Source organism: Patulibacter ginsengiterrae (genome assembly GCF_056269115.1).
Window position 1 is genome coordinate 264,083 of record NZ_JBWDOG010000005.1, and the last position, 11,259, is coordinate 275,341.

Consider the following 11,259-nt stretch of genomic DNA (forward strand, 5'->3'; position numbering starts at 1 on the left):
CCGATGACGCGTGACGTCGAGTACCGCGACCTCGTCGTCGTCGGCGGTGGACCGGCCGGCATGTCGGCCGCTGCCGCCGCGGCGGAGGCCGGGCTCGACGTCAGCCTCGTCGACGAGCGGGTAAGCCTGGGCGGGCAGATCTACAAGCAGCCCGGCCCGGGCTTCACCGTCCGCGACCCCCAGGCGATGGGTCGCGAGTACCGGCAGGGCCGGGCGCTGATCGAAGCCGCGGAGGCCTCGGGCGCTCGGATCCACCTGCGCACCAGCGCCGTCACGATCGAGGGCGACCAGGTCGTCCTGGTCGAGGACGGCGCCCCCGCGCGGACCGTCCGCGCCGGCCGGATCGTGCTCGCCCCCGGCGCCCACGACCGGCCCGTCGTCTTCCCGGGCTGGACGCTGCCCGGCGTGCTGACCGCCGGCGGCATGCAGACCTTGATCAAGACCCAGCGGGTGCTGCCCGGCGAGCGGATCCTGTTCGCCGGTGCCGGTCCGCTGGCGCTGGCCTTCCCCGCGCAGCTGCACGGCTACGGGGCCAACATCCTCGAGGCGCTCGAGGCCGGCCCCGCCCCGCGGCTCGGCGACGTCGCCCGGATCGCCGCCGCCGCCCGCGGCAACAGCCAGCTGCTGCGCGACGCGATCCGCTACCGCAGCCACCTGCTGCGGGCCCGGATCCCGCTCCGCTACCAGCGGATGATCGTGCGGGCCGAGGGCGAGGACCGCGTCGAGCAGGTCGTCCACGCCGCCGTCGACGGCGACTGGCGGATCGTCCCCGGGACGGAGGAGACCGTCGCCGTCGACACCCTCTGCGTCGGCTACGGCTTCGTGCCCTCGATGGAGCTGCTGCGGCTGGCCGGCTGCCGAATGGGCTACGACGAGCACCTCGGCGGCCCGGTCGTCGAGCGCGACGCGTGGCTGCGGACGTCCGTCCGCGGCGTCTTCGCGGCCGGCGACGGGACCGGCGTCGAGGGCGCCGACGTGGCGATCCCCGAGGGCCGGATCGCCGGCCTCGGCGCCGCGATGGACCTCGGCGCGCTGAGCCTCGAGCAGGCCAACGCCGCGGCCCGCCCCGCCCGCACCCGGCTCCGTCGTCGTCAGGGGCTCGGGAACGCGATGCAGCGGATGCACGCCGTCGGCCCCGGGGTCTACGAGCTGCCGACCCCGGAGACGGTCGTCTGCCGCTGCGAGGAGGTCCGCCGCAGCCAGCTCGACACGATCGTCGAGACGACCACCGACATCAACGTCGTCAAGGCGATGACCCGCGCCGGGATGGGCCTCTGCCAGGGCCGCAACTGCCAGCGCCAGGTGGCCTCGATGGTCGCCCGCCGCCACGGCACGCCGCTCTCGGGCAGCTCGTTCTCGACCCCGCGGATGCCGGTCCGCCCGACCCCGATCGCGAGCATCGCCGACGCCTCGGTCGGCGGCAAGACGCTGTTCACCCGTACCGGCGCCGACGCCGACGTCCCCGCCGGAGAGCTGGCCGATGACTGATCCCTACGTCAACGACCCGGCGCCGACCTGGCTCTCGTACGAGCAGACCCAGCAGCCGCTGCCCGACTCCACCGACGTGGTCGTCGTCGGCGGCGGGATCGCCGGCACCGCGCTGGCCTACTACCTGGCCCGCGACGGGGTCGACGTGGTCCTGCTCGACCGGGCCGACCTCAACCGCGAGGCGTCGGGCACCAACGCCGGCAGCTTCCACATCCAGCTGGCGATCCACCAGCTGCCCGCGGCCGGGTCCGCGGCCGTCGACACCGAGCGGCTGCTGACCGAGGCCAAGCTGAACTTCGACGCGTTCCGCGTCTGGGACACGCTCCACGAGGAGCTGGGCGCCACGCTCGACGTCCACAACACCGGCGGCTGGATGGTCGCCGAGACGGCCGAGCAGCTCCAGATCCTGCGCGACAAGCAGGAGCTGGAGGCCAAGGTCGGGATCGAGACCGAGGTCGTCACCGGCGACGAGCTGCGGCGGCGCGCGCCGTACCTGGCCGAGGACCTGGCCGGGGCGTCGTACTGCCCGCAGGAGGGCCACGCCAATCCGCTGATCGCGGCCCCGCTCTACGCCCTGCGCGCGGTCGAGCACGGCGCGGTCGTCCGCACCCAGACGCCGGTGACCGCGATCGAGGAGCACCCCGACGGCGGCGCCCGGCGGTTCAGCGTCCACACCAGCGCCGGCACGATCGGTGCCCGCCGGGTGGTCAACTGCGGCGGCGCCTGGGCCGGCGAGCTGGGGCGGATGGTCGGCCTGCGGCTGCCCGTCCGGCGCGAGGGCCTGCACGTCAACGTGACCGAGCAGCGCGAGCGGATCCTCGAGCCGATGGTGCAGCACATCGGTCGCCGGCTGACGCTCAAGCAGTCGGCCAACAACACCTTCATCATCGGCGGCGGCTGGCCGACCCCGGCCGCCCCGCCGCCGCGGCGCTACCCGACGGCCTGGGAGAGCGCCGCCGGCAACACCGCGGTCGCCCTGCGCGTGATGCCGCTGCTGGCCGACGTCCGCGTCGTCCGCACCTGGTCGGGCGTGATCGTCTTCACCGACGACCTCTCGCCCGTGGTCGGCGAATCGCAGCGCGTGCCCGGCTACCACGCCTGCATCGCCTCGACCGGCTTCACGCTGAGCCCGCTGCTGGCCCGCCAGCTCGCCGAGCAGATGACGGGCAGCGCGACGGCCTCGCCGTTCCCGCCCAGCTACGCGCTCGACCGCGGTACGCCGCCCGCGGTCGCGCCGACCCCCACGAAGAACAACCCCTAGAAGGACCACTCATGGACCGCAACGACGTCGACTTCAAGGGCTACTTCCCCGCCTTCATCACCCCGTTCCGGGAGGACGGCGCCGTCGACGAGGACGGCATCCGCGCGCTCGTCGACCACTACGTCGACCAGGGCATGCACGGGATCATGGTCAACGGCACCTGCGGCGAGTGGTTCGCGCAGACGCCGGCCGAGCGCCGGCTGGTCGCCGAGACCGCGCTGAACCAGGCAGCAGGACGGCTGACGGTCTTCGTCGGCTGCTCCGCGTACACCGCGATCGAGGCCGCCGAGATCGCCAACCACGCGCTCGCCCACGGCGCCGACGCGGTCGCGATCACGCCGCCGCCCTACGCGAAGCCGTTCCCGAACGAGATCGTTCAGTTCTACACCGACGTCAGCGACCTGGTCGACGGTCCGATCGTCGTCTACAACTGGCCGCACGGCACCAGCGTCGACATCGGCACCGAGCTCGCGAGCGAGCTGGCCGAGATCGAGAACGTCGTCGCGCTGAAGGACAGCACCCCCGACGCCGAGCAGTTCTACGCGACGGTCCGCGCCGTGATCGGGCGGATCCGGGTCTTCGGTCCGTTCATGAGCGAGCGCGGCCTCGAGGTCCTGCGCGAGTCCGGGGGCGACGGCACGATCGGCGGCGGCTCGCTCTACGGCCGCCCCGACCCGGAGTTCTGGGAGGCCCACTGGCGCGGCGAGACGGAGTACCCGGAGGCGCACGCCAAGCGCTCCGACGCGCTCTTCCCCAAGCTCTGGCTGCCGGGCGGTTGGGCCGGGCACTGGGGCGCCTACCAGTCGCAGCTGAAGGTCCTGATGGGGATGCTCGGTCAGCCGACCGGCCAGGTCCGTCGGCCGCGGCTGCCGATCACCGATCCCGCCGCGCTCGAGGCGATGCGCGCCGTGCTCGTCGAAGAGGGCCTGCTGACCGCGGACGCCCCGGCGGCCTGAGCGAGAGCCCGGCGATGGCGTTCCTCCGACGACCGGCCCTCGGGCCCGCGCTCGAGCGCGGGCCGCTGGTGACGATCACGCTCGACGGGCGTCCCGTCGAGGCGCACCTCGGCGAGAGCGTCGCGGCGGTGCTGCTGGCCGAGGGCCAGGCGGCCACCCGCCGGACGGCCTCCGGTGAGCCGCGCGGCGTGTTCTGCGGGATGGGCGTCTGCTTCGACTGCCTCGTGATCGTCGACGGGGTGCCGAACACGCGCTCCTGCATGACCTGGATCCGGGAGGGGATGGTCGTCTCCCGCCAGGAGGGCTACGGCCGCCCGGCGGCCTAGCCGCACTCGCGACCGTGGTCCGCGGACCACGGTCGACCTAGCGGCGGCGGGAGCCGGCGTCCAACGCCGGCGTGCTCGTCGCCCACATGTTGTCGGCGACGTTGACCGTGTGGCCGGGAGGGACGATCTCGTCGATCCGATCGAGCAGGTCTCCGGGCAGGTCGACGTCGCTGGCCGCCAGGTAGGACTCGAGGTGCTCGATCGTGCGCGGGCCGACGATCGCCGAGCTGACCGCCGGGTGGCGGGTGACGAAGGCGATCGCCATCTGGACGAGCGTGATCCCGGCCTCGTCGGCGAGCGCCCCGAGGGCGTCGGCGGCATCGAGCTTGGGGGCGTTCGCCGGGGAGCTCCCGTCGAGGTTCGCGGCGAAGCGGCGCTGCCGGGCGACCGAGCCGGGACCGCTGATCTCCCGGCCCTTGCGGTACTTGCCCGACAGCCAGCCGCCGGCGAGCGGGCTGTAGGTCAGGACGCCGATCCCGTGGCGCAGGCTGGTCGGCAGCACGTCGTACTCGACGGCGCGGGTCAGGAGCGAGTACGGCGGCTGCTCGGTGCGGAAGCGCTCGCGGCCGCGGCGCTCGGCGGCCCACTGGGCCTCGACGATCTCGGAGGCGGCGACCGTCGAGGCGCCGAAGGCGCGGATCTTGCCGGCGTGGACCAGGTCGGACAGGACGCCCAGGGTCTCGTCGATGTCGACGGTCGGATCGAGGCGGTGGACCTGGTAGAGGTCGATCCAGTCGGTCCCCAGCCGCCGCAGCGAGCCCTCGACGGCCTCGGTGATCCACCGCCGGGAGGCCCCACGGTGGTTGGGGTCCTCGCCGAACGGCAGGCCGACCTTGGTGGCGAGGATCACGTTCTCGCGCCGGCTGCCCTGCTTCAGCGCCTTGCCGACGATCTCCTCCGACTCGCCGCCGGAGTAGACGTCTGCGGTGTCGATGACGTTGATCCCCGCGTCGAGGGCGCGGTGGATGATCCTGGCCGAGTCGTCGTGATCGGGGTTGCCGAAGGCGCCGAACATCATCGCGCCGAGGCACAGCTGGCTGACCGAGACGCCGGTGCGCCCGAGGGGTCGGTAGTGCATGAGGGGTCCTTGGAGGTCGCGGTTCCGTCTTCGCCGAGAAGCGGAGAGGGTGTCCAGTCAGTGTAGCGGAGAGCCTCTCCGCTTATCTCGGTCGGGTCCGAGCAGCGCGACCGGCGCGGGGGATGGTCCGCCGAATGCGCTGAGACGTCGCCCAAGCGGGCGATACCGTCCCCAGCTCGAAACCGACCTGCTCGCCTTCCTGGAGGACAACGCATGAGCCCCGCTCCCGACGGCCCCGACACGATCGTCCTGGTCCACGGCTTCTGGGTGACCCCGCGCAGCTGGGAGCACTGGATCGCGCACTACGAGCGCGCGGGCTATCGCGTGCTCGCGCCGGCCTACCCCGGCTTCGAGGTCGAGGTCGAGGCGCTCAACGCGGACGTCACGCCGATCGAGGCGCTGACCGTGCCCGCGATCCTCGAGCGCCTGGGGGCGGTCGTCGGCGAGCTCGACGCCCCGCCGATCCTGATCGGCCACTCGGCCGGCGGCGCGTTCGTCCAGCTGCTGCTCGACCGCGGCCTCGGGGCGGCCGGCGTCGCGATCAACTCGGCGCCGACCGAGGGCGTCCCGATCGTGCCGCTCACGCAGCTGAAGGCGACGTTCCCGGTGCTGAAGAACCCCGCGAACCGCCACAAGGCGGTCGGCTTCACGCACGAGCAGTGGCACTACGCGTTCACGAACACGTTCAGCGAGGAGCGGTCCCGGGAGCTGTACGACCGCTACGCGATCCCCACCTCCGGCCGGATCTTCTGGGGCAGCGCGCTCGCGAACCTCCAGCCCGGCCACCAGGACACCTGGGTCGACTACGAGAACGACGCCCGCGCGCCGTTGCTGTTCATCTCCGGCAGCGAAGACCACCTGATGCCGCCGAAGATCCAGCGGTCCAACGCCAAGCACTACACGTCGAACACCGTCACCGAGGTCAAGGAGTTCGCGGGCCCGCACCTGCTCCCCGCCGTCGACGGCTGGGAGCAGATCGCTGACTACGCACTCGGGTGGGCGGTCGGTCAGGCCACCGGCGCGGCGCCCGCAGCGCCCGCGTGAGTGCCGCATGGGCGCCGTGCGGAAGGGCGTGGGGCGCCGAGCGAACGTCGCCCCGGCCGTGGTCGCGGTCCGCGGACGGCCTTCGCCTGCGGAGGCCCGCCGCCGCTAGTCGCCGCCGTGGCGCCGCCGCCGCGACGCCGCCTGGGCCTCGGCCATCGCCCGCGCCTGCACGTGGAGGGCGGCTTCGACCGACGCCTCGAGCTCGGTCCGGGCCGCCCGCTCCGGGGGCGGCGGCAGCGGGTGGTCGACGTCGCGGGGGATCCCGCCGACGAACATCCGCACCCGGTCGACGAGCTGGGTCATCCGCCGGTCGGGCCCGAACCGCGCCTCGGCCTGGGCCTGGCGCTTCGGGTCACGGGTCCCGTAGCGCCAGTGCGCCCACGGCGACGACGGCTTCGCCAGCCGGGCCAGCGCCCAGAGCCCGATCGGGAAGAAGACCAGGGCGGCGAAGCCGTGGAAGAACCGCGACTTCGCGAAGCAGATCCCGGTCAGCAGCAGGGCGCCGGTGGTGTAGGCCAGGGAGACGAGCGTGGCGAGCACGTCGTCGCCGGTCACCTGGAGCGGGTTGATCCCGAAGAACACCAGGCCCATGAACGCGGCGGTGATCGCGACCGCGTCGATCGAGGTCCGGCCCTCGCGCGCCCAGTAGACGTCGCGCAGGTAGACCCAGAGCGCGAACTCGTCGAAGGTCAGTCCGACCCCGATCCCGAACAGCACCGCGCTGACCTCGAACCACGGCGGACGCCCGTCGAGCGCGAACCCGAGGGTGCCGCCGGCCATCATCAGGACGATCCCCCAGACCAGGTGGTGCAGGTGCACGCCGCTGTCGGTGACGACGCTGCCGGGCCACCACGGGAAGCGATCGCTGCGGGCCATCCGGGCGCTCGTCCGGATGAACAGGAACGAGCCGAGGAAGGCGGCGAGGACGAGGAAGATCCCCTGCCGGCCCGGCTCCTGGACGTACTCGCGCCACAGATCCGAGACGATCACGGTGGCGACGGACATCCCCCCGAAGGTACAGCGTCAGGGGCCCTCTCAACCGCCGACCTCGGGGAGTGGCCTGCCGCCCTCGACCAGCTGCCGCCCCCACTCGTAGTCGTCGTCGGCCTCGTAGGTGAGGACGCCGACGGTCACGCCGTCGCGGCCGTACCAGACGCTGAAGCCGTCGCCGTGGTCGACGTGGCGGATCTCGTCGAAGCCGTCGCCCCAGGCCACCTGCTTCAGGGTGTGGCCGCCGATCGTCGACCAGAACCCCGGTGCGTTGTCCCAGGCGTCCTCCTCGCCGGCCGCAGTCCGGCCCGCGACCTCGCCCATCCGCAGCGCCTCGCCCCAGTGCTCGACCCGCAGCCGGCGGCCGGCGGTGGGGTGGAGCACGAGCGCGACGTCGCCGGCGGCGAGCAGGCCGTCGTGGACGGTCTGCATCCGCCCGTCGACCGGCACCCGCTGGTCGTCGAGCGCGATCCCGGAGCGGGTCGCGAGCATCACGTCGGGGCGGACGCCGGTCGCGAGCAGCACCAGATCGGCTTCGAGCGTGGTGCAGGGGAGCTGGACCACGCGTCCCTCGGCGATCCACGAGGCCTGCTCGCCGAGCCGCAGGTGGACGCCGGCCTGCTCCAGCCAGTCCGCGATCCGGCGCCCGACCCATCCGCCCAGACGCGACTCGTGCGGGGTCGGCTCCGGGGTCACCAGCGTGACGTCGAGGCCGCGCGCGGCGAGCGAGGAGGCGGCCTCGCAGCCGATGAAGCCGGAGCCGACCACGATCGCGCTGCGGGCGGTCGTGGCGGCGGCCCGCAGCCGCTCGCCGTCGGCCAGCGACCGCAGCACCAGCACCCGCTCGTCGTCGGCGCCCGGCACCGACGGACGGACCGGGAGCGAGCCGGTGGTGAGGATGCAGTGGCCGTAGTCGAGGATCCGGTCGTCGAGCAGGGCGACGGTCCGGCGGTCGGGATCGATCAGTGCGACCTCGGTCGCCCGGCGGACCTCGATCCCCCGCTCGGCGAGCCAGACCGCGCCGGAGAGCGGCAGGTCGTCGTAGTCGATCTCCCCGCGCAGGTACTGCTTCGACAGCGGCGGACGCTCGTACGGCAGCGCGTTCTCGCGGGTCAGCAGCAGGACCTCGCCGGTCCCTCCAGCGTCGCGATAGGCGATCGCGGCGGTGTGCCCGGCGGCTCCCCCGCCGATCACGATCAGGCGGTCGCTCGCGTTCATGCGCGGTCCTCGCCGACGTCGATCGGGGGCCGAACGGCGGTCATGGCCGACCCTCTACCCGTCCTGGTGGCGCGCCACGCGTCGGGCGGACGGATCGCCGGGAGTGGCCGCGAGACGTTCCCGAGGGGCGCGGGTGATCTGTCAGGATGGATGGTGCCCCGCAACGCGCGACGACGAGCGATGAGGCCCGCTCCACAACCGCGATCCGATCGCTGATGGCTTCTACGACTTCGTCGAACGACGCTCGTAGAGGCTGCCATGACGTTCCTTCCCACTCCGGCCCGCGCCATCATTCGCCCCCTTGCCCCCGACGCGACCGCCGGGTCCGCTCCGCGCTCCGGCGAGCAGCGGAAGATCACCAGCTACTACGGCGAGGCCGATCGTCACGGCGGCCAGCTGCTCGGCGATCGGCTGGCGGAGATCTACGCCGCCCACCGCGTGGAGGCGAGCATCGTGCTCCGCGGCAGCGAGGGGTTCGGGAGCAGGCAGCGGCTCCACAGCGAGCAGATCGAGGTCCTCTCGCTCGACCCGCCGCTGGTCTCGATCGCGATCGACTCCGCCGAGCGGATCGACGCGGTCCTGCGCGACGTCGTCGCCGTCCAGACCGGAGGCATGATCACCGTCGAACGGGTGCGGCTGCTGGACCCGGAGCTGACCGAGGAGCGGACGGCCGAGGCGATCCGCGAGCTGCGGCTGGCGGAGGAGACCGGCGAGCAGGTCCGGCTGGTGGTCCACGTCGGCCGCCGCGAGCGGACCCGCTACGGCCAGCCGGCGCTGCGCGCGGTCGTCGCCGAGCTGCACGACCAGGGGGTGGCGGGGGCGACGGCGCTGCTCGGGGTCGACGGGACGCGCCACGGCCTGCGGCGGCGGGCGGCGTTCCTCTCGGGCAACCGCGAGGTGCCGGTGATGATCCTCAGCGTCGGCGACGTCGGGCCGATCTCGGCCGCGGTCGCACAGCTCGGCGTGCTGCTCGAACGGCCGCTGATCACCGCCGAGCGGGTCCGGATCTGCAAGCGCGACGGCGAGCTGCTCGCGCGCCCGCCGCTGTTGCGGGACGAGGACCACGAGGGCCTCTCGCTGTGGCAGAAGCTGACCGTCCACGGCTCCCACGCCCACCGCCACGGCCGCCACAGCGTCCACGAGGAGCTGATCCGCCAGCTGCAGGCGGCGGGCGGCTCCGGCGCGACGACCCTCAGCGGCGTCTGGGGCTACCACGGCAACCACGCGCCGCATGGCGACCGCTTCCTCCAGGCGACCCGCCACGTGCCCGTGATCACCACGATCGTCGACCGCCCGAGCCGGATCCCGGAGCTGTTCGCGATCGTCGACGAGCTGACTGGGACGGCCGGCCTCGTCACCAGCGAGATCGTCCCGGCCCGCCGCGCCACCGCGGACGGTCACGAGGGCGGGCTGCGGCTGGCGGCCGACCGGTGACGCGCGATCCACGGTTGGTGGCGGCGATCCTCGTCGGAGGCTTCGTCGGAGCGGTCCTGCGGGCGGAGCTGGCGGAGGCCTGGCCCCACGCCGCGACCTCGTGGCCATGGGCGACGTTGGTGGTCAACCTCGTCGGCGCGTTCACGCTCGGCTACGTCTTCACCCGGCTGCAGGAGCGACTCGCGGTCACGACCTACCGCCGGCCGCTGCTGGCGACCGGCTTCTGCGGCGGCCTGACGACCTTCTCGACGATGCAGCTCGAGCTGCTGCGGATGCTCGACGCGGATGCGTTCGGGTTGGCCCTCGCGTACGCCACGGTCAGCATCGTCGCCGGTCTGGCCGCGGTCTTCGTCGCCTCGCAGCTCGTCCGTCGGGCCCGGGTGCTGGCGTGAGCGGGGGCACGACGGTCCTGGTCGGGCTCGCCGGCGCCCTCGGGGCGCTCCTGCGCTACCTCGTCGACGGGGCGGTGATGCGCCGGATCGGCCGGGCGCTCCCGCTCGGCACGATGGCGGTCAACCTCTCGGGCGCGTTCCTGCTCGGGGTCCTGACCGGGCTGGCGGCCTCGACCGACGCGACCCTGGTCGCGGGGACGGGCCTGGTTGGCGGCTACACGACCTTCTCGACCTGGATGTTCGAGACCCAGCGGCTGGTCGAGGATCGTCAGAGCCGATGGGCGATCGCCAACGTCGTCGTCGCCCTGCTGGTCGGCCTGGCGGCGATCGCGCTCGGTCGCGCGCTGGCGGGCTGAGAGGCTGGCGGCCGATGCCGTTCGAGGACGCAGGCCCCGAGGATGCCGCCCGCCCCCGCCGCTGGTCGCGGCGCTCCGCTGAGGCCACGGCTCCGCACGACGAGCGGGCGCACGGGATCGGCCGGCCGATTCGGGCCGCCCGCACCGTCCCCGTGGCACCGGCGACGCTGTTCGGCTTCCTCGCCGACCTCGAGAACCACTGGCGGATCGCCGAGCGGTTCGTGCGGGTCGTGCGCCTGGAGGGCGAGCCGGGGCGGCACCACGGGAGCGTCCTGCGCGTGCACGGGCCGCTCGGGATCGCGCGGACGACCCGGGCGGCGGTCGAGGCGACCGAGCCGGAGCGGACGATCGAGGGGACGGCGACGGTCGGGCGACGGACCCGGGCCCGGGTCCGCTGGCGGCTCGATCCGGTTCCCGGCGGCACGGCGGTCACGCTGACGGCGACGGTCCTGCGGGCCGGACCGCTCGACCGGGCGCTGCTGCTGATCGGCGGCCGCTGGTGGCTGCGGCGCGGCTTCGAGGCGGCGCTGCGGACGCTGGCGGAGACCGTCCCGGACCCGGGCGCGGGCGGCGTGGGGCCGGAGCGCCCCGTGCGCGAGGTCGCGGCGGACGACGCCGTGCGGGGTGGGGCCGCGCCGGAGGGGTTGGCCGGGGACGCGGCGGTGCAGGACGGCGGGCGGGACGGGACGGACCGCTGACCTGCCGCTGACGTGCCG

The 11,259-nt window shown here is 73.8% G+C and carries 12 protein-coding genes and 1 riboswitch; of the genes, 9 read left to right on the forward strand and 3 right to left on the reverse strand.

What is annotated here, in order from left to right; all coding sequences use genetic code 11:
* Nucleotides 1-3: 3 nt before the first annotated feature.
* The 4 genes from ACVUH9_RS10315 to ACVUH9_RS10330 are packed head-to-tail and all read left to right on the forward strand — an operon-like array spanning nt 4 to nt 4,031.
* Nucleotides 4-1,488: an FAD/NAD(P)-dependent oxidoreductase gene (locus ACVUH9_RS10315; protein ID WP_475756532.1), complete on the forward strand. Its 1,485-nt coding sequence runs from the start codon at nt 4-6 to the stop codon at nt 1,486-1,488.
* Nucleotides 1,481-2,749 carry an NAD(P)/FAD-dependent oxidoreductase gene (locus ACVUH9_RS10320; protein ID WP_475756534.1) on the forward strand — a complete coding sequence of 423 codons (1,269 nt, stop codon included), beginning with the start codon at nt 1,481-1,483 and terminating at the stop codon, nt 2,747-2,749. The genes ACVUH9_RS10315 and ACVUH9_RS10320 overlap by 8 nt, the downstream gene beginning before the upstream one ends.
* Nucleotides 2,750-2,760: 11 nt before the next feature.
* Nucleotides 2,761-3,705, forward strand: a complete 945-nt coding sequence (locus tag ACVUH9_RS10325; protein ID WP_475756536.1) for a dihydrodipicolinate synthase family protein — start codon at nt 2,761-2,763, stop codon at nt 3,703-3,705.
* Between the two features lie 14 nt (nt 3,706-3,719).
* A complete protein-coding gene (locus tag ACVUH9_RS10330) occupies nt 3,720-4,031 on the forward strand; it encodes a (2Fe-2S)-binding protein (protein WP_475756538.1) in 312 nt (103 codons plus the stop codon).
* A 37-nt stretch (nt 4,032-4,068) separates the two neighbouring features.
* On the opposite strand, the gene ACVUH9_RS10335 is transcribed toward ACVUH9_RS10330, so the two are convergent.
* Nucleotides 4,069-5,109 (reverse strand): aldo/keto reductase, encoded by a 1,041-nt coding sequence (locus ACVUH9_RS10335; RefSeq protein ID WP_475756540.1) that lies wholly within the window; start codon nt 5,107-5,109, stop codon nt 4,069-4,071.
* Nucleotides 5,110-5,322: 213 nt separating this feature from the next.
* Between ACVUH9_RS10335 and ACVUH9_RS10340 the strand changes: the two genes are divergently transcribed.
* A complete protein-coding gene (locus ACVUH9_RS10340) occupies nt 5,323-6,153 on the forward strand; it encodes an alpha/beta hydrolase (protein ID WP_475756542.1) in 831 nt (276 codons plus the stop codon).
* 105 nt (nt 6,154-6,258) lie between these two features.
* On the opposite strand, the gene ACVUH9_RS10345 is transcribed toward ACVUH9_RS10340, so the two are convergent.
* Both ACVUH9_RS10345 and ACVUH9_RS10350 read right to left on the reverse strand, forming a co-directional pair.
* Complete coding sequence (locus ACVUH9_RS10345) at nt 6,259-7,158, reverse strand: hypothetical protein (protein ID WP_475756544.1); 900 nt, start codon at nt 7,156-7,158, stop codon at nt 6,259-6,261.
* Nucleotides 7,159-7,188: 30 nt separating this feature from the next.
* Entirely contained in the window at nt 7,189-8,361 is a 1,173-nt protein-coding gene (locus ACVUH9_RS10350) for an NAD(P)/FAD-dependent oxidoreductase (protein WP_475756546.1), read from the reverse strand.
* 167 nt (nt 8,362-8,528) lie between these two features.
* Nucleotides 8,529-8,593: riboswitch (Fluoride riboswitch) on the forward strand.
* 26 nt (nt 8,594-8,619) lie between these two features.
* On the opposite strand from ACVUH9_RS10350, the gene ACVUH9_RS10355 reads away from it, so the two are divergent.
* Genes ACVUH9_RS10355 through ACVUH9_RS10370 form a run of 4 tightly spaced genes read left to right on the forward strand, consistent with a single transcriptional unit; the run spans nt 8,620 to nt 11,241 of the window.
* Complete coding sequence (locus ACVUH9_RS10355; protein WP_475756548.1) at nt 8,620-9,795, forward strand: DUF190 domain-containing protein; 1,176 nt, start codon at nt 8,620-8,622, stop codon at nt 9,793-9,795.
* Complete coding sequence (gene crcB / locus ACVUH9_RS10360) at nt 9,792-10,187, forward strand: fluoride efflux transporter CrcB (RefSeq protein ID WP_475756550.1); 396 nt, start codon at nt 9,792-9,794, stop codon at nt 10,185-10,187. The genes ACVUH9_RS10355 and crcB (ACVUH9_RS10360) overlap by 4 nt, the downstream gene beginning before the upstream one ends.
* Nucleotides 10,184-10,543 (forward strand): fluoride efflux transporter CrcB, encoded by a 360-nt coding sequence (gene crcB / locus ACVUH9_RS10365; RefSeq protein ID WP_475756552.1) that lies wholly within the window; start codon nt 10,184-10,186, stop codon nt 10,541-10,543. Before crcB (ACVUH9_RS10360) ends, crcB (ACVUH9_RS10365) begins: the two co-directional genes overlap by 4 nt.
* 14 nt (nt 10,544-10,557) lie before the next feature.
* Nucleotides 10,558-11,241, forward strand: a complete 684-nt coding sequence (locus tag ACVUH9_RS10370; protein WP_475756554.1) for an SRPBCC family protein — start codon at nt 10,558-10,560, stop codon at nt 11,239-11,241.
* The last annotated feature ends 18 nt before the right edge of the window (nt 11,242-11,259 follow it).